Below are 23,646 nucleotides of genomic sequence, written 5' to 3'. Positions count from 1 at the left end.
AAAATAATTGACGAAGAAAATATGGTGAATTATTATTTATGTACTGATTGGTAAATAAATAAAGGAAATCACCATGAGTCAAACAGAAACAAAAGTGGCATTAATTACAGGTGCCAATCGTGGAATTGGGTTTGAGACAGCGCGCGAGCTGGGTGAGCAAGATATTAGAGTTGTATTGGCCGTACGAGATACATCCAGTGGCGAACAAGCTGCCAGCCATCTTAAGGCGTTGGGGATAGAAGCAAGTGTGGTGGCATATGAAGCTGGCAGGCCAGGTAGTGCACAGCAGGTGGCAGAATATATTGAGCAGCGTTTCGGTAGACTGGATATCCTGGTTAATAATGCTGGTGTGCTGAAGGAAACTCTGCTGGGGAGCAATAACAGCAGCCAGGTGGATGGGAAGATATTGCGTGATACTTTCGAGGTCAATTTCTTTGCGGTGATTGAATTGACACAAGTGTTACTGCCTTTGATCAAGCGTGCTCCTGCAGGGAGGATCGTCAATCTTTCCAGTATTCTTGGCTCCTTGAGTCTGCATAGCATGCCGGATTCACCGATTGAGGCAGCAAAGAGTGTGGCCTATAACGCCTCAAAAACCGCCTTGAATGCGTATACCGTGCACTTGGCGCATGAGCTCAAAAATACCCCGATCAAAGTCAATTCGGCGCATCCGGGCTGGGTAAAAACCGGGCTTGGTGGCAGTGATGCTCCCATGGAGGTCAAGGATAGCGGTAAAACCAGTGTGCAACTGGCGTTGCTGGCAGATGATGGCCCGACAGGTGGTTTTTTCCATCACGGAGAAACATTGCCCTGGTAGTGCACTGTAGGTTGTATATGAATGCGAAGATAAGTAAAAAGTACCGCAAGCCATTGTTTGCACTAGTGATGTCGGCAGCGACATCATTGCTCGTATCAGGAGTGATCCTGGCGATGCATCATATACCCGCAGATATTTTTCTGTCCCAATGGCGTCATGTTTTCATGACGGCATGGCCTGTGGTGTTTATTGCCATTATGGTAATTGCACCAGGCGTGCAGAAGTTAGTGGATCATGTCGTGGAAGAAGAGTGATGAGCCAGGTTTCGATAGGTGCGCGGAGACATGCCGAATGCCTGTTTGAAACAACGGGAGAAGTGCGCCTGGTCTGAAAATCCCCATTGCCACGCAATATTGGCAATGGGTTGTCCATGCTGTGCAGGATGCTGCAGTGCCTGCCGGCATTTTTCCAGTCTGCGCTGCCAGACATAACGCATCAGTGAATGGCCTTCGTCTGCAAACAGGCTGTTGATATAGCGTGTACTCAATTTATTGGCAGTTGCGATCCGGTTGCTGTCCAATTCATGATCACCCAGGTGTTCCTCGATGAATTGCCTGACCCTGTACAAGGAGGTCGAACGGTTACGGCCATGGATATGCTCTGGCCTTGCGCTGGCGAGGGTGGCTGCCAGCAGCTCTAATGCCTGTGGTGCCAGGCTGTTGAATTGCGGTGTGCTCAGGCTGTCGGCATATTGTGCTGCCGAGCGGATGAAGTTGGTGCCAATCGCGCCTATGCCATGCTGCGGGTTTATGCTTCTTGCTGTGCAATGTTCGACACCAGACAGGTGGCTGCGCAACAGGGGGCGGGGAATGGACACGATCAGCTTGGAGAATACGCCTGGACAGTGGATGCGATGCGGACGGGTGGCATCGTACAAGGTCATCTCCCCAGGCTGAAGGAATACTTCGCGCCCATTCTGCTCAAGCAGGTATTGACCTGACAATAGGATGACAGCGAAATAGGCATCCTGGCTCACTTTGCAGCATTCTCCGGCTTGCCGCTGGATGGTAATGCCATTGGAACGGATGGCAGAAAGACGCAGCTCCTGCCAGGGGTAGATGGTCATTTCGTTGAACAGCGGCTTGTCACGTCCTGCCTTGATCGCTACGTGTGTGTATTCCTGTGAAATGATGTGCTGCAGCCAGTCATGACGCTGATGCATGGGCAGTTGCTCAGTGCTGAGGAATATCGGCGCGTTGCGATCCGGTGGCAAGGTATCCATGGGTGTTGAACGGTGATGTTTTGATCCATATTAAAGGAGGTAGGGTCGGCGGTAAATCACCAGACTTCCGTTTGAGACAAGTTTTGCTTCCCCTATGGACAAGTACAGGGTGGGCAGACACTTCATAATCTCCGTCATCTGCTGAGGCCAACAGGCCGCAGGTTAACGAGGAGATGAATAATGAAAAATGCAGAAAGTGTGCTGACTGCGAACAGCACCAATATTGTCATGCTCAGGGGCGCCTGCCTCTGGATGATCATGGCCTTGATCCTGGCCTGGTGCATGGTGGGGCTGAATTTTGGCGTACCGGGGCTGCCGGATATTTTCCAGGGCAAGCAGACCAGGGTGTTGCAGGCGCACATTGACTTCCTATTAATGTCAGCCCTGATTCTGGGCTATTACGCGGCCAGGGTGCCGTTCCCATGGCATGTGCGCTGGGCAATGGTGGTCGGGGCGTTTACCAATTCCAGCCTGTTCCTGCTGATGGGGATATTCCCGGTGCTGGATACTGCCGAGCCGCCGCAGCAACTGGGGCAGCACTTGTTCCAGTACTACCTGTTCGCCAGCCTGATCACGACGAGTTATGGTTTTGGCAAAGGCGCGGTGCTGATATTGAAATCCACGCTTGGACGAGATAGTAAAGACTAACTTACAGTGGCTGCTGCGCGGTAGAACTCCACATAAAACCTGCCAGGGGTGACAAATTCCACCCAGTGCACGATCTCGGGCAGGATGGCGATGGTTTCACCTGCGCTGGCTATAGTGGATTCGGTGTTGGGCGGGGCCAGGCGATAAATCACCTGGCCTTCCAGCACATGCAGCAAGCCCCAGACACCAGCCTTGGTGGAGTGCTGTGATTGCAGGGCGGCAGGCAGGTTCTCTGGAGTGAAATCCGGAGTGCGTTTGTAAACCTCAAGCCCGGCAGGCAACTGATTGGGGATCAGGCTCATGTTTCCAGCCTGACCAGGTTTTGCGGCCTGCCTGCCGCCCAAGCGTCGATGTTGGCAAGCGTGGTGCCCGCAATCGCATCAAGCGCTTCGCGCGTGAGAAAAGCCTGGTGCGCAGTGATGATGACGTTGGGGAAGGTCAGCAGGCGTGCCAGCACATCGTCCTGCAAGGGAAAATCGGATAGGTCCTCGAAGAACAAATCTGCCTCTTCTTCATACACATCCAGGCCCAGGTAGCCCAAGTGCCCACGTTTCAATGCCTCAATGACGGCAGGCGTGTCCACCAATGCGCCACGGCTGGTGTTGATGAGCATGCTGCCCTGCTGCATGCGGCTGAGCGAGCTGGCATTGATCAGGTGATGGGTTTCGGGACTCAGCGGGCAATGCAGGCTGACGATATGGGATTGCGCCAATAGCGTATCGAGCTCAAGGTAACTTGCTCCCAGCGCAGTGACTTGCGGGTTGGGATACGGATCATAGGCCAGTATCTTGCAACCGAAACCTGCCATGATGCGCGCAAACGTTGCGCCGATTTGCCCTGTGCCGACAACGCCTACCGTCTTGTTGACCAGATCGAAACCTGTCAATCCGCGCAGGCTGAAATCACCTTCGCGCGTGCGGTTGTAGGCACGCGTCAAATGCCTGTTGAGCGCAAGGATCAAGGCGACGGTATGCTCGGCAATGGCATGTGGTGAATAAGATGGTACGCGCACGACAGCCAGGTTAAGTCGTTGCGCGGCTTCCAGGTCGATATGGTTGTAGCCTGCTGAGCGCAATGCGATCAGTTTTGTGCCGTTGGCCGCCAGTTTCTCCAGCACTGGTGCTGACAGGTCGTCATTGATGAATGCGCAGACGACTTCAGCTCCATCGGCAAGCACGGCGGTATCTACCGTCAGCTTGGGTTGCTGGAAGATGAATTCAGCGTTCTGGAGCCTGGGGAAAGCCAGAAAACTTTCCTTGTCATATACCTGGGTGCTGAAAAAGACGATACGCATCAGATTCCTTTGCATTGGCGGGCTACGGGCCCGATGGCTGGATTAGAACATCAATGCAGGCCTGCGCCAAGCAAGCACGGAAAAATAAACCCTCCCCCAGGGGGAGGGTGGATACATCCAGTGGTCAGGGAAATGCGCTGGCGAATAAATGTCGCTTCGAATTGTTGTGATAGAGGCTCTGAATTTTCAGGGTCTCTACTAGTAATGACACGCGAGAATGAAAAAAGGGCACCATGAAAATTAAGGTTTTCTATAACTGATTGATATAAATTAGTTATTTTTACTCAAATATATTTCAGGGAGCGGGGTTCATGAAACGCAGGTGAATCGCCTCGATCTCCTGCAGAATCTCTTCCGACAGTGCTTTCTGCCATGCGCCCATATTTTCCTGCAATTGCGCCATGCTGGTGGCGCCGATGATGGTGCTGGTGACGAACCAGCGGTGATAGACGAATGAGAGCGCCAGTTCTGCCGGACTCATGCCGTGCTTGTGCGCGAGGGCGGCGTAGGCGGCGCTGGCAGGGGTGACGTTGGGCTTGGTGTAGCGCTGGGCATAGCCGGGGAACAGGTTGACCCGGCCCTGGGCTTGCGGGTCGTCAATGTATTTACCACTGAGATGGCCGAAGGCCAGTGGCGAATAAGGCAACAGGCTGACTTGTTCGCGGTGGACAATCTCCGTCATGCCGAATTCAAAGCCACGGTTAAGCAGGCTGTAGCTGTTCTGGATGGAAGCGATGCGCGGCAGGCCGTATTGTTCCGAGATGCGCAAGAACTCCATGACGCCCCAGGGCTGTTCGTTGGATACGCCCACATAGCGCACCTTGCCTTCCTTGACCAGCTCCGCCAGTATTTCCAGCTGCTGGTGAATGGAAACCCATTCCTTGGTTTCCTTGGTGGGGTCGAACTGGTATTGCCCAAAGATGGGCACATTGCGTTCCGGCCAGTGAATCTGGTACAGATCAAGATAATCTGTCTGCAGGCGCTTGAGCGAGCCTTCGATAGCGGTACGGATGTTGTCGCGGTCTACTGCTGCAGGCCCATTGCGGATCCAGTCCAGCTTGCGGTTGCCGCCTGCCACCTTGCTGGCGAGAATGATCTTGTCGCGCGACTGGCGCTTGAGCCAGGGGCCGATCATGGTTTCGGTGCGGGTATAGGTTTCGGCTTTGGGCGGCACGGGATACATTTCTGCGGTATCAATGAAATTGATGCCTTGCGAAAGTGCGTAATCCAGCTGGGCGTGGGCTTCAGCTTCGGTATTCTGGTCACCAAAAGTCATGGTGCCCAGGCAGATGGCGGAAACGTGGAGATCGGATTTGCCTAACTTGCGGTATTCCATAACGACGGGCCTGTATCTTGAGCAAAAAACAAAGTGTACGTCATTTTGCGCTGGGAGATGACATTGCATGGGCAGTGGTATTGTCGAGCCAAGTGCGCATGCGTATGATGAAATCAACTCCATCACCTTCCTAACTTCCATGACTTACTGTGTAGGCTTATTGCTCGACCAGGGGCTGGTCCTGGCGTCCGATACCCGTACTAACGCTGGTGTGGACCAGGTGGCCGTGTTTCCCAAGATGAGTGTGTTCGACATACCCGGCGAGCGGGTAATCACCCTGATGACGGCGGGAAACCTGGCTATTACGCAGGCAGTCATCAATCGCCTGCGTGATGCAGTCAAGCTCAATGAAGGCACTACATTGCACAATGTCACGAGCATGTTTGATGCTGCCCAACTGGTGGGAGAACAATTAAGGGCGGTATACGAACTTGACTATGAGCACTTGAAGAACCATAACACTGATTTCAATGCCAGTATCCTCATCGGCGGGCAGATACGTGGCGAATCTCCACGCCTGTTCTCGGTGTATGCAGCGGGAAACTTCATTGAGAGTAGCCAGGAAACACCGTATTTCCAGATTGGTGAAACCAAATACGGCAAACCGATTATTGACCGGGTTATTGCCCATGACAGCGACATCATGGAAGCAGTGAAGTGCGTGCTGATCTCTTTTGACTCGACAATACGCAGCAACATCTCCGTCGCTGCGCCGATTGACCTGCTGATCTACCGCACGGACAGCTTCCATGCGGATTGCAGGCAACGCATCACAGAGAGTGATCCCTACTACAACACCATACGCCAGGGCTGGTCGGAAGGCCTGCGACATGTCTTTGCCGGGCTGCCAAACCCGGATTGGTGCTGATCCCACGCGCATCGATACGGCAAGGCATCAATACGCAAATCGATGATGCTTCAAGGCTTGGTTGATGTATAGCGTTTGTTTAAAACCACCGGCGTTGCTACACCGCGCATTCGCCATTTGTCATCCACCGACGGGAACCCTACCAGGCTATAAGTCTGTATTCCACGGCAACAGGTGCGGCCGCGTCATTTCCAGCTCTTGAGTCAACAAGTTGTAGCAGCAGATGGTGTGTAAGCTGCCAGCTGTGTCTGCGCTGGCGTAGGCAGCAAGCTCAATGTGCGAAATACTGAGCTTGCATGACGGCAGGGCAAGTTGGGACAACATCTGACGGACGGTAGGCAGAGGAATCGCACGACGATAAAACCCGGCAGTGATGTGCGGCACATAAGCATTGCCAGTGTGCTGGGGCGACAACGTGCGGTGCCAAGCCAGCAGGGATTCTTCTTCCGAACTCACGGCAAGGTAGGGCGCAGTCGTGAAGCTGTCCGTACCCTGGCAGGTCAACTGCAATGCGGTGCGAGGCAGCTGCTGCAAACGCACAATATCCTGCTCGAACAAATCAGGCGTGTAACTATGTTCATCCTGCCACCCAGATTGCGGAAAGCCACGGATGCCCAGCGTAATATGCGGCTGCCGCCTGTAATCCGGCAGTAACCAATCACCCATGGCGCACCGCAAGCGATGCACCGCCTCACGGATAGCCACCGTATCCACCATCATGAGCCAAACCGCATAAAATGGCCGCCCCTGGTGCCAGCCAACGAAATTGTCGTGACGGCAGGGAAGAGTGAATGTCTCGGTTTCAGGAGAGTATGGTGTGGGCATTCGTAACTGGCACAGGCTATCACGCTGGAGTGATACGTTTTATCTGGTCGTGTGATCAATAAAGAGCACTTCAAGACCAGGATTCAACGTTTCCACTTCAGGACGATAAAGATAACAGCTAATTCTTGCGTAGTTATCTAAGTCAGCGCCAATCATACATGTCTGCTCATAATCTGAGCCATCCTCATTGAATCTGATGCGCAAAACTTTTGCATCACCACCCGCAGCAGATTCAATTTTTCCATTTCCATAAACTGATTTTCCAGCAATCACACGTGTTATCTTAAAACCGATTTTTACACCCTCAATCACTATCTTCCCGACGTATGTCCTTTCGGAATCTAATGCTTTCCCGACCAAGATGTAACTGCCAGGAAGCATTAAGCTATAGAAATCATCATCGGCGTGACTCGTCAGAGATAAAAATCCAAGAATAACAAAGATAAGTATTCGCATAAGTGAGATAGGGTTAGACACGATTAATTCTTCTAAAAAATTGGTAGTCAAATTCAACAGCAAAAATCACCCGACGATGGTTGCATCGCTGAGTGGTGTGCTGTGGTTGACCTGAAATCACGAAACGAGGGAGACGTGCCATGATAGGCCTAAAAAGTTAATAATGCCTCAATCGTGCCAAATTGGATAAATCGTATTTGACCTCATTTTATTTTTGATAGCTGCTAGCCTGCTAGAAGTCCCTGCCGTTCACCTGAACACGCTTGATTTCTGCAATATCAATGTCATCCACGCAGCGAACATTGATTGCAGCCAGCTTGGTGCCGTCAGGCTTGCTCCCAAGACCGAAAGCCTGACAACCACAAACTGAGCAGAATTGGTGCTGGATCATGTGCTTGTTGAAGGTATAGGTCGTGAGCTTGTCCTCACCTGATGTAATCGTGAATGCTTCGCGTGGTACGAACCAGAGCAGAAAGCCTTTGCGGCTACAGTGTGAACAGTTACATTCAATGGCTTGGTCAACCTCGCCTTGAGCGGTGAACTTTACAGCTCCGCAATGACAACTTCCAGATTGCATTGTTACCTCCTGAAGTAGTTAACGGCTGAGTTATGGTGCCACGAAGTGGCACGGTTTGAATGATTTGTTAGGTCTTTGGTGACCGATTGCGATAACGGCCTATGGTCCATCCCATCAAGAACACTATCAAGTTGAATTGAATAACGAGGAGAAGTCCGATCAACCATAAATTCGGCGAATGAATGTTATCTGATAGAAGCGCCGCTCCCAAGTAAGGGGCAAGGAAGGCCAGTTGAGTCCAAATATTTGTCACTGATTGTGAGGCAAGGAAAAACAACGCCAAAGCGAGTACGCAACTAAGCAGAAATGATTCAGCAAAATGATGTTTCCAACTTGCCATGAGCGCTCCCATAAGGTCTAACGTTGAAATAAGGACAAATCGTATCTGCCCTCATTTTGCAGCATTTTACATTCTGATGTCGCTGCTGCTAATAAAATGCGATAAGACCCTAACGCGAAGCGTCCTTGTTGACCAGATTGTTATATTCTCGCAGTCCATCTATGTATGATTCCCATAGTTGGACACACTTCCTTGCTAGCTGCAAGGCATCGAGAAATTCTGTGTTACTCAATATCGTGAATAAATGGGGTCAGACCCCATTTTCTCAAAAAAGAAATTATATATATGCTTCGAGCAATGCAGAGATAACCGCAGCCTCGGATTCAGATATTGGTGAATATACTGGAACCATATCCCTAACGACAAGCTTTGGGGCGGCCGGAACGTAGTGTAGGCCGTCCCAGCCGCGATAGCGGCGACAACAGCGCCTTGTTAGGCGAAAGTACCTGACAATACGGAGAAATATTCATTTCTTCGCTGATGTTGCATGTTTCATATTCATATAAACATCACCAGCCTCAAGCTCAACGAGCATCTGAGCAAGCCTCTTTTCCTTGGTCTCTTGGCGTTTGGCCTGATTTATCCATCCAAGGTAGTCATTCTGCTGGTATGCAGGTCGATCCTTATAGGCGGCCATCAACCCTCGCTCATTCAATGCCTGAGTGACAAAGTCAGGCATTGGATGCTTTGGCCGCCTCAGACTTGAAAAGTCACTGGTCATTAGATTCTCCGTATTTCTCCTAATGCTCAGCTAGCCGGCGGAGGCGCGTCAGTGCCGGAGTCCGTGTTGAGCTGATTGTTAGTGTACATTTTTCTGATAACAAAATACCAAAACGCGATTGCCGAGAAAATACCCACACTGAAGAAATAGAACGAATTTACGTATCGATAAGTAGCCCAATGATTTGAATTAAATGGATAGAACCATAGAGCCCAAAATGGCAAAGCACATAAAGCACCGCCAATTGCAAACTGCCATGCCCTGTACATGCCAAAAAACTTGTAAGCTTGGAAAAGAGGCCACCCAAGAAATGTTGCGATAATCATTCCAATTACTGAACCCACCAATGTATATACAAAAAGAACACTCAATATTTGGTTTGCTTCTATATCAGAAGCAAAAACCATCAAGATGGTGCCCAAGAAGGCACCCATGATTGGGGCAACAAATAATCCTATTATTGGCTTCATATTTTGCACACTAACACCTGAATTAAGCCGCGCTGCGAAGCGGCGTCGGCTTGAATGAATTGTTAGGGCTCATCTTGCACCGTCGCCAAGTCTAAGTCGTCTAACTCGTTCTGCGGATCACGCCGGAATATCCCAATCACCGTATCCCAGACCATAAGACCGAACTCATATAGCTCGCGAGTCTTATCCAGAGTTACCTGACTTACTTGCCAATGCCTAGATCCGTCGTTGGTGAGCCCGAAATGGCGACACTGGTCGTATGTGTCTATGAACTCTTTGAACTTCAGTTTCAACTCAGGATCGAGCGCATGCCGATCTACCAAAGAGGCAAAGATTTTCCTTGGCGAGGGCACGCGCTCGTCAGGAGATGGATTGTTCTGCCCGAGCAGTTGAGACACGCTCAGTCCGATCGTGCAAATGATGAATATGCAGCGCTCATGAAAGTGCTCTACCTGATCTGCATCAGACAGGTCGCGTTGGAGATCGGCCCAGTGAATTTTTGCCTGCTTAAGCGAGTAAAGCTGGAGGTTGGTGTCCTCTCCGCTTGAATCGATGAAGTAGTAGCGATGCACGGTATGAGCCCTAACTAATAGTAGCCACCCTCAAAATGCACGTGAAGTGCACCTCTGAGGTGTATAATCTGGAATTTATTTTATAACTAGCTGTTTTTGTTATCATTAATTTTTATGATACACCCTAATTATTCAAATAACAGCACCGCAGAAAAAGCGCCCGGGTTGTTGGATATGGTGCGTGATAAATTGCGGCTCAAGCATTATAGTTTGCGCACAGAGCAGGCTTATGTAGATTGGATTAAACGCTATATCCTTTTTCATGGCAAGCGTCATCCGCGAGATATGGGGGTCAAGGATATAGAAGCATTTTTGACGCATCTGGCGGTTGAGCGGAGTGTTTCTGCATCGACCCAGAATCAGGCGAAGTCTGCGTTGTTATATTTATATAGTGAAGTGCTTGAAATTGAGTTGCCGTGGCTGGATAACGTCACGCAGGCGAATGTGTCCAAGCGTTTGCCCGTGGTGTTGAGTGTGAGCGAGGTGCAGTCTGTATTGGCTGGGTTATCTGGCATGCATGCGTTGATTGCTGCTTTACTCTATGGTGGCGGTTTGCGCTTGATGGAGGCAGTGCGGCTACGGGTGAAAGATGTCGATTTTGAACTGCGCGAGATTATGGTGCGCGAGGGTAAGGGTTTTAAAGACAGAGTAACGATGCTGCCCGAGTCTGCTGTATCAGGTTTGAAAAATCATCTGGCCAGGGTAAAGATGTTGCATGAGGAAGATTTGGCGGCAAGTTTTGGTGAGGTATATCTACCATTTGCATTGGATAAAAAATATCCAAATGCCGGACGTGAATGGGGCTGGCAGTATGTGTTTCCGTCGCGTCAGTTGTCTGTTGACCCACGCTCTGGCAAGACGCGGCGGCATCATATGGATGAAAAAGGCGTGCAACGCGCCATGAAGCAGGCAGTGTTTGCGGCAGGCATTACCAAGCTGGCGACACCACATACTTTGCGCCATTCTTTTGCCACTCATCTCTTGCAGTCCGGGTATGACATTCGTACTGTGCAGGAGCTGCTGGGGCATTCTGATGTTTCCACTACTATGATTTACACTTATGTGCTGAACCGTGGTGGCAAAGGGGTTGTCAGTCCGCTGGATCAAATAGGAATTTAATGACTGATATTGATCATGTTTTTTCTCCGCAAGGCCCATTGGCGGAGGCTATCCCGGGTTATCGTGCGCGGGTGCAGCAGCAGGAGATGGCGCAGGCGATTGCCGAGGCGATCCGGCATGATAAGCAACTGGTTGCTGAGGCTGGCACCGGCACGGGCAAGACTTTTGCCTATCTGGTACCTGCGCTACTTTCGGGCGGCAAGGTGATTATTTCCACGGGCACCAAAAACCTGCAGGATCAGTTGTTCAACCGCGATCTGCCTGCCGTGCGCGATGCGCTCAAGGTGCCGGTGACGGTTGCCATGCTCAAGGGGCGTGCCAATTACGTCTGCCATTTTCATTTGCAACGGGCGATGAGCGAGGGCAAGTTCTATTCGCGTGAAGATGCCGCCTATGTGCATAAAATCCAGGCTTTTGCCGAGAACAGCGCTACTGGTGACAAAAGCGAGCTGAGCTCGGTACCGGAAAGCGCCACTGTTTGGCCTGCGGTGACTTCCACCCGGGATAATTGTAGTGGGCAGGAGTGCGCGTTCTATAAGGAATGTTTTGTCATGGAGGCGAGAAAACGAGCCATGGCAGCCGATGTGGTGGTAGTGAATCATCACTTATTTTTTGCTGATGTGATGCTGCGCGATGAGGGCGTGGCGGAGTTGCTGCCTTCGGCCAATACCGTGATTTTTGACGAAGCCCATCAATTGCCGGAAGTCGCGGGCATGTTCTTTGGCGAAGGCTATTCCACCAGCCAGCTCATGGAGCTGGCGCGGGATGCGCATAATGAATACCTGACGACGATCAAGGATTGCACGGCTTTGCCGGAGGCGACGGCGGCGCTGGAAAAGGCGGTGCGCGATTTCCGCCTGATTTTTGCCTATGAAGGCGCAAGGCTGCCGGTGCAGAAGGTGTTGGCGTTGCGTAATTTCGATACACACTATGCCACCATGCAAGAGAAGCTCACTGAGCTTGCTGGCGTGCTGGAAAGTCAGGCTGCGCGTGACCCGGCAGTGGAAAACTGCTGGCAGCGAGCCTTGGCGTTGCAGGTGTTGCTGCAACGCTGGATTGCTGCGGCAGATAGTAATCTTGTGCGCTGGGTGGAGGTGTTCAGCCAGTCGGTGCAATTGCATGCCACGCCGCTTTCTGTTGCTGAAGGTTTCAGCAAGCAGCTCAATGCCCAGCCGCGTTCCTGGATATTTACTTCTGCAACGTTGGCGGTGAAAAGTGATTTCAGCCACTACCTGTCCCAGATGGGGCTGCAGGAGGCGGCAACTGGCTATTGGAATAGTCCATTTGATTATGGCCAGCAAGGCTTGTTCTACGCGCCACAGGGAATGCCTGAGCCGAACAGCGGTGGATATAACGCTGCTGTGGCATCGGTAGCCTTGCCTGTGATCAAGGCCAGTCGTGGCCGGACGTTTGTTTTGTGCACCAGCCTGCGCGCAATGCGTGAGCTGCATGCCTTGCTCAAGGATGCTTTTGCAGAGGAGGGCCTGGAGTATCCTTTGCTCATGCAGGGTGATACGGCGCGTAGCGAGCTGCTGGAACGGTTTCGTAAGCTCGGCAATGCCGTATTGGTGGGGTCGCAGAGTTTTTGGGAAGGCGTGGACGTGCGCGGCGAGGCATTGTCTACTGTGATTATCGACAAGCTGCCGTTTGCGCCGCCGGATGACCCGGTGCTGGCGGCACGTATCGACAAAATGAATGCCGAAGGCAAGAATGCTTTCATGGAATATCAGCTGCCTTATGCCGTCATTACCTTGAAGCAAGGCGCCGGACGCTTGATACGCGATGAGCAGGACAGGGGAGTGCTGATGATCTGCGACCCGCGCCTGATCAGCAAGCCCTATGGCCGCCGCATCTGGCAGAGCCTGCCTGCCATGCGCAGGACGCGGAATGTGGAAGATGTAGTAGAATTCTTTGCTTCTTCCCCAGTTGACCAGGCATGAAACTTCTCGCCCTAGATACCTCCACCGAATACCTGACGCTCGCACTATTGCTCGACGGCAAGGAATACTCACGCGAATTGCTTGCCGGGCAGACGCACTCCCAGCGTATCCTGCCCTTGCTGCGGGAGCTGCTGGATGAAGCCCGCGTGGAATTGCGTGAGCTGGATGGCATTGCCTTCGGCGCCGGGCCTGGATCATTCACAGGCTTGCGTATAGGGTGCGGCGTAGCCCAGGGCCTGGCTTTTGGCGCGAACCTGCCCGTGATCGGGGTCAGCACCTTGCTGGCACTGGCTGAGGACACACTGGGGGCTGACAAAGTCATTGCCTGCCTGGATGCACGTATGGGCGAGGTATACCATGCGGCTTATGAAAGGACAGCAACAGGCTGGCAAGAGGTCATCGCACCCGGGCTGTATGCACCGGATGCCGTGCCGGAAATCAAAGGCGAAGGCTGGGCCGGGACAGGCAGCGGTTGGAAAACATATGCACAAGCGCTGGAACAGCGTTATGGTCAGCAACTGGATCAGTGTTTTTCTGATGCTTATCCAAGTGCCGCAGCGATTGCACGCCTGGCGCTACCTGGTTTTGAGGCCGGCCTTGGATGCCCAGCCAGTGAAGCAGCGCCTATCTATATCCGTAACAAGGTCGCGCTGACCACCAGTGAGCGCGAAGCCAGGGCTGCAGGCGCATGAACACCGTACTCAAGCCCGAGGCCAGCTTACGGCCCATGCAAGCGGCAGACCTGGATGCCGTGTCCAGGATAGAGCCGACCATTTTCCCTTATCCCTGGACGCGCGGAAATTTCAATGATTCCTTGAATTCAGGACATAGTTGCTGGGTGTATGAATGCGAGGGTGAGTTGCTCGGTTATGCCGTCATGATGCTGGTGCTGGATGAGGCGCATCTGCTCAACATCAGTATTGCAGCCCCATGGCAGGGCAAGGGCTATGGGCGCACGTTGCTGGCACACATGATGGACACTGGTCGCCAGCATGGGGCGTTGAATATGTTTCTCGAAGTGCGCCCCTCAAACCAGGCAGCGTTGAGTCTTTATGAAAGCATGGGCTTCAATGAAATGGCAATCCGCCGTGGTTATTATCCTGCGCCCGATGGGCGCGAGGATGCCGTGCTGATGGGAGCGGCATTGTGAAGGAGGCAACATGGGCCTGAGCCGTGATGATATGTTGCGTGAACTGGAGCTGCTGCCAGTCTGGCGTTCGCGCCAACCGGTACCGCCGGCAGCTGGGCAAGCGCATGATGACCAGCACCAGGTCGCTGCAGCCGGTGCCGCCAGCACGGATACTCCTGCCGTTATGGCGGCTGATCAGCCAGTCCCGACCCAGGCACCTGATGTGGTTGAAACTGCGCCAGCTTCTGTCGAGACTCATGCACAGCCTGCCCCTGAGGCTACCAATCATGAAGATGTGGGTATGCAGCCCGACCCGGAATACTTCGAGGCCATGCAGTCAGGGCCGGAATTTGGAGAAAGCGCAGCATCTCCACAGTTTGAAGAGGAGGCTGTTGTTTCCCAGGGTGACAGGCGGACTGCCATCATGGCGATGGATTGGCAGGGTTTACAGAAGGATATTGCAGAGTGCGAAGCATGTGACCTGGCAGAAAAGCGTACCCAGACTGTATTTGGCGTTGGCGACCCGAATGCGGAGTGGCTGTTCATCGGCGAAGCACCCGGAGCAGAAGAGGATAGGCGTGGTGAACCATTTGTCGGTCCGGCTGGTCAATTGCTCGACAATATGTTGGCAGCCATTGCACTAAAGCGCGGCGAGAATGTCTATATCGCCAATGTGCTCAAGTGCCGACCGCCTGCCAACCGTGATCCGCATGGCGAGGAAGTGGTAAAGTGCGATCCTTACCTTAAGCGCCAGGTGGAGTTGATCAAGCCCAAGCTGATTGTTGCGTTGGGAAAATTTGCGGCGCAGTCTCTGCTTGCCAGTGATAAAAGTATTGCCGGCCTGCGCGGCAGGTTGCATGATTTTTACGGTGTGCCGGTGATTATTACTTATCATCCGGCCTACCTGCTACGCAACTTGCCGGACAAGGCCAAGGCCTGGGATGATTTATGTTTTGCGCGGGACACCATGCGGGACTTGCAATCGGCGGCGTTGCCTCCATCTGCAGGTTAGTTTGGTGGGGGGGATCCGTGTTCATGGTGGTGGTTGCAGAAACGGTGCTGATTTCTGTGAACTGCTGGAAGTAGAGTGAATTGATTCTTGAGAATAAAAGGGATTGAAAATGCAAAAAATCTGGTTGAAGTTGATTGCAGTACTGATGGTGCTGAGTTTGAGTGGTTGTGGCTATAACACCTTCCAGACCCTGGATGAACAGGTCAAGGCGGACTGGTCGGAAGTGCTGAACCAGTACCAACGCCGGGCTGACCTGGTGCCTAACCTGGTGAACACCGTCAAGGGCTACGCGGCACACGAGCAGGAAGTGCTGACGCAAGTGGCTGATGCGCGCTCCAGAGTGGGCAGTATCCAGGCAACGCCGGAATTATTGAATGATGAACAGGCATTTGCACGCTTCCAGGCTGCGCAAGGCCAGATGACTTCTGCCTTGTCCCGCCTGATGGCTATTGCGGAAAACTATCCGCAACTTAAGGCAGATGCCAATTTCCGTGACCTGCAGGCGCAACTGGAAGGTACAGAGAACCGCGTGACGGTGGCGCGTAACCGTTATATCAAATCGGTACAAGCCTACAATACTGCCGTGCGCCAGTTCCCCAACAACCTGACGGCCAAGATGTTTGACTACAATACCAAGCCTAACTTCTCGGTAGAGAACGAAAGCGAGATTTCCAAGACGCCTACAGTCAGTTTTGACAAGTAACCGAGCGGAGTTTTGGCTTTCGTGAACACGCACATATACGCCAGGCTACTGGCGCCATTGTTATGGCTGTGGCTGGCAGTTGCAGGCCTGGCGCAGGCCGATGAAGTGGCCGTGCCTGATCTCAAGGCGCGAGTGACAGACCTGACCGGGACATTGAGCCAGCAGGAGCAAACAGCGCTTGAAAGCAAGCTGGCGCAATTCGAGCAGGAAAAAGGCAGCCAGATTGCCGTCCTGCTGGTGCCCACTACGGCGCCGGAAGCGATAGAGCAATATTCGCTGCGGGTGGTGGAAGCGTGGAAGCTCGGGCGAGGCAAAGTCGACGATGGTGTTCTGGTGTTGGTGGCCAAGGATGACCGCAAGATGCGTATCGAGGTGGGCTATGGCCTTGAGGGGGCGATTCCCGACGTGATTGCCAAGCGTATTGTGTCTGATGTCATGGCACCGGCATTTCGCCAGGGAAATTTCTATGGCGGGATTGATGCCGCGGTAGGCTATCTTACCCGCCTGATTGCGGGAGAGGCGCTGCCGGCACCGCAACCCAGGACACAAGGCGGACAGGGAGACTTTGGTGAAATGCTGCCCTTGCTGTTGTTTGGCGGCTTGATCCTCGGTGGCGTATTGCGTGCCATGATGGGTAATTTCCTGGGCAGTGCGGTGAATGGCGGTTTGATCGGCGCTGCCGTCATGCTGTTTGGTGGCAGCCTTCTGTTTGCAGTTGCGCTGGGCTTTGTCGCTTTCTTTATTACTATGGTGGGCTCTGCCATGGGCGCTATCCCGATGGGAGGTGGCTATGGTGGCGGGCACGGTGGTGGTTGGGGAGGCGGTGGTTTCTCCGGCGGCGGTGGCGGTTTTGGAGGAGGAGGCGCCTCGGGCGATTGGTAAACGATGAAAAAACGGAATACCTTGATACGCCTGCTGGCTCATGTGTTCAATACTCCCTGGCATGTGCGGCGGCATTTCTCCAGGGCGGCGTTGCATCACATTGAGCAGGCGATTACCGCCAGCGAGAAAACCCATGATGGTGAGATCCGCTTCGTGGTGGAAGGCGACCTGCATCCCTTGGCTATCCTGCGTGGCGTATCGCCACGGGACAGGGCCATTGACCTGTTTTCACAGTTGAGAATCTGGGATACGGAGCAGAACAACGGCGTGCTGATCTATTTGCTGATGGCGGACCATGATGTCGAGATTCTTGCGGATCGCGGCATCAATCGCCATCTGGGGAAGCACGGCTGGGAAGATATCTGCCACGCCATGCAGGATAGGTTCCGCCAGGGACAGTTTGAGGAGGGCGTGGTTTACGCCATTACTGAGATTGGTAAATCCTTGCAGCAATATTATCCAGCCACGCCGGATGACAAGAACGAGTTACCCAACAAGCCTATTGTGCTGTAACTGGTATGCGCCTGTTGCATGGCCTGGTTCTCAGGTGTAGTTGAGAATTTCACCACGCAAGGTGTAGCTGGCAACCCGGCATGCTTCTACGATGGGACGCCAGCTACGTCCATAAATCTCGCTGCAGGGGACATGGTCAATGTGGTGCTTCATGTCGGCAGGTTCTGGAGCCAGTAGGGTATTGGCAGTTTCCAGCTGTGAGAAAATGATCATGACCTGCTCGATCGCGGTGATGGTGCCGAGATTATGCAGTGGAATCGCCTGTAGTGCTTTTTCCAAACGGCTTAGTTTGCTGCGGTTGAAGTCACGCATCTGGCGTGTTTCATTTTTTAATGGATTGCTACGCAACTGTTCTATGTTGTGCAGTGTCAAATAAATATCGTAAGCGATCTTGTGCGTAACGGACATGAGTCGCTTGGAGTAGCCGCGCTGCTCCATGGTGCGACGACTGTTGTCTATATGGTTCTGCCAGGCGGATATGCTGATGGCGGCGAAGATGGCGACAATGGAGCCGATGGCTTGCACCCAGGCGGCCCATTCGAAAGAAGTAAGAGTTGTCATAGCGTACGGCGTTTATCTTTGTTGAGAACAAGCGCATAAAGCAGGAACCTATGCGACAATAAGGGTATAACAGTTTGTTGGTGTTGTGGCACTTGACCGGAAAAAACAGCAGGAATGCTTTTTGCTAAGGATCAGGTGTGAAAGCGGTGGGTGACGACCAAAAGTCCAACCTGCCATCAAGTTACTTTCGACGCGAAGGTAACGTTAGAGTAAATGGATACCCTCCATGGAAAGGCAATAAAATGAAAGCCTTATTTAGAGGCAGTGTTACCAAGGGCATGCGGCTGGTCGGAGTGTTTGAAGACGAGCATCAAGCCCCAATTGAAACCTATCTGAACCGTCTGGATGTTGCTGATGTTGGCAACCAGGACAAAGTTTTCTACCAGTTTGTTGATCTCACGCCATCTTCACAGGCCGAGCAGTATGGTGATATTCCACCACAGTCGCGAGTTATCCTGGCATCTGGTGGCTTGACACGTGGTATCGTCGCTACTGGGCCCTTCCCGACACGCTCAATTGCACTGGGATATGCGGTGAACCTGAGCTTCGGCCGGACAGCCAACTACTACGTGGTTGATCTGGAGCCGGAATATGCGGCCTTGCGGACAAGGCTGAATACCTTGGTGAAAGAAACAGCGCTCGCGGCATGATGTTGTAGCGGCTGACGCGGTGCACGTTTCCCGATAAAATCCGCACCATCTGTAATTTTCAAAGAAACGACAACATGCGTGCGTCACAGTTTTTCATAGCAACACAAAAAGAAGCGCCTCAAGAGGCTGAGCTGCCCAGTCATAAACTCATGCTGCGTGCTGGCATGATCAAGCGCCTGGGTTCAGGTTTGTACACCTGGATGCCTTTGGGCCTGCGTGTTCTGCGCAAGGTAGAAGCCGTGGTGCGCGAGGAAATGAACCGTGCGGGAGCGCTGGAATTGCTGATGCCTGCGGTGCAGCCCAAAGAGCTTTGGGAAGAAACCGGCCGTTGGGCGGTATTCGGCCCGCAGATGCTGAAAATCCGTGACCGCCATGAGCGCGATTTCTGTTTTGGCCCGACACATGAAGAAGTCATCACGGATATTGCACGGCGCGAAATTCGCTCCTACAAGCAATTGCCGCTGAATTTTTATCAGGTCCAGACCAAGTTCCGCGATGAAATCCGGCCACGTTTTGGTGTGATGCGTGCTCGCGAGTTCATGATGAAGGATGCTTATTCCTTCCATACTGATCTGGAATCGCTGCAAAAGACTTACGACACCATGTACCAGGCCTACAGCAATGTATTCAATCGCCTGGGCCTGAAATTCCGTGCTGTACGTGCGGATACCGGAGCCATTGGCGGTGACGGTTCGCATGAGTTCCATGTGTTGGCGGATTCGGGCGAGGATGCGCTGGCTTATTGCGAAAGCTCTGACTTTGCTGCCAATGTGGAGCTGGCAGAAGCTCTTGCACCTGTCTCTGCCAGGGGCGAAGCGAAAGAAGTCATGCGCGAGGTGGATACGCCCAAACAGACAAGCTGTGAAGATGTGGCAGCATTGTTGGGTATCACCTTGCAACAGACCGTGAAATCCATTGCCGTGATGGCAACGGCAGAAGATGGCAGTACCCGGTTCTACTTGCTGCTGTTGCGTGGCGACCATACATTGAATGAGATCAAGGCTGCCAAAGTCGCGGGGCTGGAAAATTTCCGCTTCGCCAGTGAGCAGGAAATTCGTGACCACCTCAATTGCCCACCGGGATTTATCGGCCCTGTAGGTGTATCCGGGCAGGTCAGTGTCGTGGCTGATCGTAGCGTTGCTGTCATGAGTGATTTTGTCTGTGGTGCCAATAAACCCAAGCTGCACCTTGCCGGCGTCAATTTCGGACGTGACCTGCCTGAACCTGTCGCAGTGGCAGATATCCGCAATGTGGTGGAAGGCGATGCCAGTCCAGATGGTAAGGGCACTATCCGTCTGTGCCGTGGTATTGAGGTCGGGCATATCTTCCAGTTGCGCACCAAGTATGCGGCTGCCATGGATGCTGGCTATCTGGATGAAAACGGCCAAAGGCAGACCATGGAAATGGGATGTTATGGCATTGGTGTATCACGTATTGTCGGCGCTGCCATCGAACAGGGCAATGATGAGCGCGGTATTATTTTCCCTGCAGCGATGGCGCCTTTCACTGTGGCGATTACTCCTATCGGCTATGACAAGAGCGAGGCTGTGCAGGCCGCGGCGCATGCACTCTACGATGAACTGCTTGCAGCCGGGATTGATGTGTTGCTGGATGATCGTGGTGAGCGCCCTGGTGTCATGTTTGCCGATATGGAGCTGATCGGGATTCCCCATCGTATCGTGATCGGCGACAGGGGCCTCAAGGATGGACAGGTTGAATATCAGGCGCGTACAGACGCAGCGGCGCAGACTGTTGCGTTGGCTGATATCGCTGGAGTAATCAAGCAAGCGGTATAAGCATCATGGCTGGCCCGATGTGGCCAGTTGCTGCACATAAAAAAAAGGAGCTTAGGCTCCTTTTTTATTGCTCTATTTTATTTATGTTCATGCTATGTGCAGCAATAAAAAACCGCCAGCCGGTCTGCGGGTGGCGGTCATGGGTATTTAACTGAGGTCGATCAGATGAATTGCGAGAACAGCCAGTAAATCGAGCCTGACAGCAGCATGGCCATTGGCAGGGTGAGTATCCATGCCATCAGCAGGTTGCGGATGGTCGCCATTTGCAGGCCGGAGCGATTGGCCGCCATGGTACCTGCCACGCCGGAAGAGAGTACTTGCGTGGTGGAAACCGGCAATCCATAAAGATCGGCTGCGCCTATGGTCAGCATCGCTACTGTTTCTGCAGAGGCTCCCTGGGCATAAGTCAGGTGAGTCTTACCAATGCGTTCGCCCACGGTCACCACAATACGTTTCCAGCCCACCATCGTGCCCAGGCCCAGGGCAATTGCGACCGCTACTTTCACCCATAATGGGATGAACTTGGTGGCTTTGTCGATTTCCTTCTTGAATGCCATGAGGTTGGCTTTGGTATCTTCATCCAGTGGCACGGCAGCTGGATTTTTATCAATCAGCCGGATGGCCTCCGAGGTGAGGTACATATCGTTACGTACGTTGGCAACGGCATTGGCTGGCACTTTGCTCAGGCTGCCGTATCCCTTGACCTGTTCGCCGATGCTGCCAGTTACGATTGCCAGTGCTGGCAGTAACTGTGGAGTCACCGTTTTAGTGCGGACGAACGTGGACAAGGTTTCCAGGGGTTCTGGGGATGTTGCGTCGGGCGCTATTTTTTGCAATGAAGCCTGTGTGACCTGGGCAACGGCTGCAAATTGAACTGCCTGGTCTACCGGCATCGCACGATTCAGGGCATAAGCCATGGGAACAGTACCCACCAGGATCAGCATGATCAGGCCCATGCCTTTCTGGCCGTCATTCGAGCCGTGGGCAAACGACACACCTGTACAGGTCAGTATCAGGAGGCCGCGTATCCAGGCTGGTGGCGGTTTATTGCCCTTGGGTTCACGGAACAGTTCACGATTCTTGATGACGGTGCGTAGGGCTAGCAACACCAAGGCGGCAGCAATGAAGCCAACCAGTGGGGAAAGCAGCAGGGAATAGCCTACCTTGCTGGCTTGTCCCCAATCTATGCCGCTGGTGCCATCACGACCATGTATGAGCGCATTGGCAACGCCTACGCCGATGATGGAACCGATCAATGTATGGGAGGAAGATGCTGGTAAGCCGAGGAACCAGGTGCCAAGGTTCCAGAGAATGGCTGCAATCAGCAAGGAAAATACCATGGCGAAGCCTGCTGCTGATCCTACCTGTAGTATCAGCTCTACTGGCAGCAGGGAAATGATGCCGAAAGCAACTGCACCACTGGAGGCCATGACGCCAAGGAAATTGAAGAGACCGGACCAGATCACCGCCACATTGGCTGGTAGTGAGTGGGTGTAGATGACGGTGGCAACTGCGTTTGCCGTATCGTGGAATCCGTTGACGAACTCAAACCCCAGCGCAATCAGCAAGGCCACGCCAAGTAGAATGAAGGGTAACCAGGTCGTGGTCGAGGTTTCGGTGTTGCTGACGTCATGATTCAGGCTGATTGCCGTGAAAAATAGACCCGCAAGCAATATGCCAATAAAGAGTATCTGGGTAATGAGGCTGTGCTTCTTATTCAGCTCTGGGCGTCCGCTACCGGACTTGTTGCTTGAGTTTAAAGCGGAGATATTCATTAAGTTTTTTGGTTGCGCTGATATTGTCCAGCATTGTGCCGCCGAATTATGACACATTCGTGACATGAATGTGTCATAACTTGTTACCTTGTGCCGCATTTTAATCACAACGTTCAAGCAGCATGGCATCTCCATAACTGAAGAAGCGATAACGCTCGGCAACTGCATGGGCATAAGCGTGGCGGATATGCTCCACGCCGGCGAACGCTGACACCAGCATCATCAGCGTGCTTTTCGGCAGGTGGAAATTGGTGAGCAGACGTTCCACTACCTGGAAGCGGTATCCGGGAGTGATGAAAATGTCAGTATCTCCCGAGCCGGCCGCCAGCGTGCCATTGCGGGCGGCGCTTTCAAGCGCGCGCAATGCAGTGGTGCCAACAGCCGTCACGGTACCACCATTGGTACGTGTCTGCTGGATCAGGTCCACAGTAGCCTGCGGCACTGAATATAGTTCACTGTGCATCTTGTGGTCATGAATATCGTCAACGCGTACAGGCTGGAATGTGCCTGCCCCGACATGTAATGTGACATACGCGATGTTGACTCCCAGGGTTCTCAGGCTCTCCAGCATGTCTGCATCGAAATGCAGACCGGCAGTGGGGGCGGCAATTGCGCCGGGTTCGCGTGCATATACGGTCTGGTAACGCTCTTCATCGGTTTCTTCCGCTGCATGGGTGATGTAGGGCGGCAAGGGCAGTGCCCCGTATTGTTCCAGCAGGTCCAGCAAAGGCGTGGTGCCGAGAAAACGTATCTGGAACAGATCATCCTGTCGGCCTGTCACCTCAGCTTCAATGGCACCTGCAATCCGTAGCAGGCTGCCTGGTTTGGGAGAGCGTGATGAGCGGATATGGGCCAATGCTTCAAACGGGCCGAGAATGCGTTCAACAAGTAACTCTACTTTTCCACCGCTGGATTTCTCGCCATGCAGCCTGGCCTTGATGACCCGGGTGTCATTGAATATAAAGAGGTCGCCAGGTCTGACCAGGCTGGGTAAATCCAGGAACAGGTGGTCTTTCGTGGTTCCGGTCTTGCCATCCAGATGCAGCAGGCGGCTGCCCCTGCGTTCCCGGGCGGGAAACTGGGCAATTAAATCGTCTGGTAAAAAGAAATCAAAATCTGTAGTACGCATTGTAATTATCTTGATAGTGGTTATAATGCTCGACTGTTGCCGGGGTGGCGGAATTGGTAGACGCAGCGGACTCAAAATCCGCCGCCGCAAGGTGTGGGGGTTCGAGTCCCCCCCCCGGCACCATCATCAAGATGGTTTTGAATATTTTCCCCGAGTATCCAAGTTTCACATTGTCCTTTGTACGGACTGTCATCGCGGTTTTCATCAGGCCGCTATGCTACCACAGCGCCATATCGCGTTGTGTCCTGATTCCCTCTTGACTGTCCAGATTCCTCGTTTTCATATTGCAGG

The 23,646-nt window shown here is 52.8% G+C and carries 27 protein-coding genes and 1 tRNA gene; 15 read left to right on the top strand and 13 right to left on the bottom strand.

Translation table 11 applies throughout. The features are described from left to right. Positions 1 to 73 precede the first annotated feature (73 nt). Entirely contained in the window at positions 74 to 817 is a 744-nt protein-coding gene (locus tag CHB59_RS08035) for an SDR family oxidoreductase (RefSeq protein WP_089375720.1), read from the top strand. A gap of 17 nt (positions 818 to 834) precedes the next feature. After that, complete coding sequence (locus CHB59_RS08030) at positions 835 to 1,071, top strand: DUF2798 domain-containing protein (protein WP_089375719.1); 237 nt, start codon at positions 835 to 837, stop codon at positions 1,069 to 1,071. Here CHB59_RS08030 and CHB59_RS08025 read toward each other — a convergent pair. Further along, positions 1,050 to 2,039 (bottom strand): helix-turn-helix domain-containing protein, encoded by a 990-nt coding sequence (locus tag CHB59_RS08025; protein WP_089375718.1) that lies wholly within the window; start codon positions 2,037 to 2,039, stop codon positions 1,050 to 1,052. The genes CHB59_RS08030 and CHB59_RS08025 overlap by 22 nt on opposite strands. Positions 2,040 to 2,219: 180 nt before the next feature. Between CHB59_RS08025 and CHB59_RS08020 the strand changes: the two genes are divergently transcribed. Next, entirely contained in the window at positions 2,220 to 2,687 is a 468-nt protein-coding gene (locus tag CHB59_RS08020; protein ID WP_089375717.1) for a hypothetical protein, read from the top strand. On the opposite strand, the gene CHB59_RS08015 is transcribed toward CHB59_RS08020, so the two are convergent. The 3 genes from CHB59_RS08015 to CHB59_RS08005 form a co-directional block, all read right to left on the bottom strand. After that, positions 2,684 to 2,989, bottom strand: coding sequence for a TehB family protein (locus tag CHB59_RS08015; protein ID WP_089375716.1), 306 nt, complete (start codon positions 2,987 to 2,989; stop codon positions 2,684 to 2,686). The genes CHB59_RS08020 and CHB59_RS08015 overlap by 4 nt on opposite strands. After that, a complete protein-coding gene (locus tag CHB59_RS08010; RefSeq protein ID WP_089375715.1) occupies positions 2,986 to 3,981 on the bottom strand; it encodes a 2-hydroxyacid dehydrogenase in 996 nt (331 codons plus the stop codon). The genes CHB59_RS08015 and CHB59_RS08010 overlap by 4 nt, the downstream gene beginning before the upstream one ends. Before the next feature lie 295 nt (positions 3,982 to 4,276). Continuing rightward, complete coding sequence (locus CHB59_RS08005) at positions 4,277 to 5,317, bottom strand: NADP(H)-dependent aldo-keto reductase (protein ID WP_089375714.1); 1,041 nt, start codon at positions 5,315 to 5,317, stop codon at positions 4,277 to 4,279. A gap of 139 nt (positions 5,318 to 5,456) precedes the next feature. Here CHB59_RS08005 and CHB59_RS08000 point away from each other — a divergent pair, with 139 nt between their 5' ends. Further along, positions 5,457 to 6,185: a proteasome-type protease gene (locus tag CHB59_RS08000; protein WP_089375836.1), complete on the top strand. Its 729-nt coding sequence runs from the start codon at positions 5,457 to 5,459 to the stop codon at positions 6,183 to 6,185. A 147-nt stretch (positions 6,186 to 6,332) separates the two neighbouring features. On the opposite strand, the gene CHB59_RS07995 is transcribed toward CHB59_RS08000, so the two are convergent. The 6 genes from CHB59_RS07995 to CHB59_RS11640 form a co-directional block, all read right to left on the bottom strand. Further along, entirely contained in the window at positions 6,333 to 7,010 is a 678-nt protein-coding gene (locus CHB59_RS07995; protein WP_089375713.1) for a 2'-5' RNA ligase family protein, read from the bottom strand. Positions 7,011 to 7,049: 39 nt separating this feature from the next. Further along, positions 7,050 to 7,487, bottom strand: coding sequence for a hypothetical protein (locus CHB59_RS07990; protein WP_143738702.1), 438 nt, complete (start codon positions 7,485 to 7,487; stop codon positions 7,050 to 7,052). A 211-nt stretch (positions 7,488 to 7,698) separates the two neighbouring features. Beyond that, positions 7,699 to 8,043, bottom strand: a complete 345-nt coding sequence (locus CHB59_RS07985) for a GFA family protein (protein ID WP_089375711.1) — start codon at positions 8,041 to 8,043, stop codon at positions 7,699 to 7,701. Positions 8,044 to 8,849: 806 nt separating this feature from the next. Next, the gene (locus CHB59_RS07980) at positions 8,850 to 9,062 is read right to left on the bottom strand and encodes a YdeI/OmpD-associated family protein (protein ID WP_218816221.1); all 213 of its coding nucleotides are present in this window, start codon (positions 9,060 to 9,062) and stop codon (positions 8,850 to 8,852) included. A 68-nt stretch (positions 9,063 to 9,130) separates the two neighbouring features. Continuing rightward, positions 9,131 to 9,583 carry a hypothetical protein gene (locus tag CHB59_RS07975; RefSeq protein ID WP_143738701.1) on the bottom strand — a complete coding sequence of 151 codons (453 nt, stop codon included), beginning with the start codon at positions 9,581 to 9,583 and terminating at the stop codon, positions 9,131 to 9,133. A 53-nt stretch (positions 9,584 to 9,636) separates the two neighbouring features. Continuing rightward, positions 9,637 to 10,146, bottom strand: a complete 510-nt coding sequence (locus tag CHB59_RS11640; RefSeq protein ID WP_143738700.1) for a hypothetical protein — start codon at positions 10,144 to 10,146, stop codon at positions 9,637 to 9,639. A 174-nt stretch (positions 10,147 to 10,320) separates the two neighbouring features. Between CHB59_RS11640 and CHB59_RS07960 the strand changes: the two genes are divergently transcribed. From CHB59_RS07960 to CHB59_RS07925, 8 genes are all read left to right on the top strand, one after another. Next, the gene (locus CHB59_RS07960; protein ID WP_089375835.1) at positions 10,321 to 11,265 is read left to right on the top strand and encodes an integron integrase; all 945 of its coding nucleotides are present in this window, start codon (positions 10,321 to 10,323) and stop codon (positions 11,263 to 11,265) included. Then, positions 11,265 to 13,205, top strand: coding sequence for a DNA repair helicase YoaA (gene yoaA, locus CHB59_RS07955; protein WP_089375706.1), 1,941 nt, complete (start codon positions 11,265 to 11,267; stop codon positions 13,203 to 13,205). Before CHB59_RS07960 ends, yoaA begins: the two co-directional genes overlap by 1 nt. Then, a complete protein-coding gene (gene tsaB, locus CHB59_RS07950) occupies positions 13,202 to 13,897 on the top strand; it encodes a tRNA (adenosine(37)-N6)-threonylcarbamoyltransferase complex dimerization subunit type 1 TsaB (RefSeq protein WP_089375705.1) in 696 nt (231 codons plus the stop codon). Before yoaA ends, tsaB begins: the two co-directional genes overlap by 4 nt. Beyond that, positions 13,894 to 14,355: a ribosomal protein S18-alanine N-acetyltransferase gene (gene rimI / locus CHB59_RS07945; protein ID WP_089375704.1), complete on the top strand. Its 462-nt coding sequence runs from the start codon at positions 13,894 to 13,896 to the stop codon at positions 14,353 to 14,355. The genes tsaB and rimI overlap by 4 nt, the downstream gene beginning before the upstream one ends. Positions 14,356 to 14,365: 10 nt before the next feature. Next, entirely contained in the window at positions 14,366 to 15,346 is a 981-nt protein-coding gene (locus CHB59_RS07940) for a uracil-DNA glycosylase (protein WP_089375703.1), read from the top strand. A gap of 109 nt (positions 15,347 to 15,455) precedes the next feature. Then, positions 15,456 to 16,049, top strand: coding sequence for a LemA family protein (locus CHB59_RS07935; protein WP_089375702.1), 594 nt, complete (start codon positions 15,456 to 15,458; stop codon positions 16,047 to 16,049). A 21-nt stretch (positions 16,050 to 16,070) separates the two neighbouring features. Beyond that, complete coding sequence (locus CHB59_RS07930) at positions 16,071 to 16,931, top strand: TPM domain-containing protein (RefSeq protein ID WP_179212109.1); 861 nt, start codon at positions 16,071 to 16,073, stop codon at positions 16,929 to 16,931. Between the two features lie 3 nt (positions 16,932 to 16,934). Continuing rightward, positions 16,935 to 17,444: a TPM domain-containing protein gene (locus tag CHB59_RS07925; protein WP_089375701.1), complete on the top strand. Its 510-nt coding sequence runs from the start codon at positions 16,935 to 16,937 to the stop codon at positions 17,442 to 17,444. A gap of 30 nt (positions 17,445 to 17,474) precedes the next feature. Here CHB59_RS07925 and CHB59_RS07920 read toward each other — a convergent pair whose 3' ends face one another. Beyond that, positions 17,475 to 18,005, bottom strand: a complete 531-nt coding sequence (locus tag CHB59_RS07920; RefSeq protein ID WP_089375700.1) for a hypothetical protein — start codon at positions 18,003 to 18,005, stop codon at positions 17,475 to 17,477. A gap of 242 nt (positions 18,006 to 18,247) precedes the next feature. Between CHB59_RS07920 and CHB59_RS07915 the strand changes: the two genes are divergently transcribed. Both CHB59_RS07915 and CHB59_RS07910 read left to right on the top strand, forming a co-directional pair. Next, positions 18,248 to 18,655 (top strand): hypothetical protein, encoded by a 408-nt coding sequence (locus CHB59_RS07915; RefSeq protein WP_089375699.1) that lies wholly within the window; start codon positions 18,248 to 18,250, stop codon positions 18,653 to 18,655. 74 nt (positions 18,656 to 18,729) lie between these two features. Beyond that, the gene (locus CHB59_RS07910; RefSeq protein WP_089375698.1) at positions 18,730 to 20,451 is read left to right on the top strand and encodes a proline--tRNA ligase; all 1,722 of its coding nucleotides are present in this window, start codon (positions 18,730 to 18,732) and stop codon (positions 20,449 to 20,451) included. 161 nt (positions 20,452 to 20,612) lie between these two features. Here the strand turns inward: CHB59_RS07910 and CHB59_RS07905 are convergent, their stop codons facing one another. Both CHB59_RS07905 and queA read right to left on the bottom strand, forming a co-directional pair. Continuing rightward, a complete protein-coding gene (locus CHB59_RS07905; RefSeq protein ID WP_089375697.1) occupies positions 20,613 to 22,226 on the bottom strand; it encodes an inorganic phosphate transporter in 1,614 nt (537 codons plus the stop codon). Positions 22,227 to 22,326: 100 nt separating this feature from the next. After that, complete coding sequence (queA, locus tag CHB59_RS07900; protein ID WP_089375696.1) at positions 22,327 to 23,355, bottom strand: tRNA preQ1(34) S-adenosylmethionine ribosyltransferase-isomerase QueA; 1,029 nt, start codon at positions 23,353 to 23,355, stop codon at positions 22,327 to 22,329. A 38-nt stretch (positions 23,356 to 23,393) separates the two neighbouring features. Between queA and CHB59_RS07895 the strand changes: the two genes are divergently transcribed. Further along, positions 23,394 to 23,478, top strand: a tRNA-Leu gene (locus tag CHB59_RS07895). Positions 23,479 to 23,646: the final 168 nt, after the last annotated feature.

The sequence above is a fragment of the Methylobacillus rhizosphaerae genome (assembly GCF_900187985.1).
Taxonomy (GTDB): domain Bacteria; phylum Pseudomonadota; class Gammaproteobacteria; order Burkholderiales; family Methylophilaceae; genus Methylobacillus; species Methylobacillus rhizosphaerae.
This window is presented reverse-complemented; position numbering and strand designations above follow the sequence as displayed.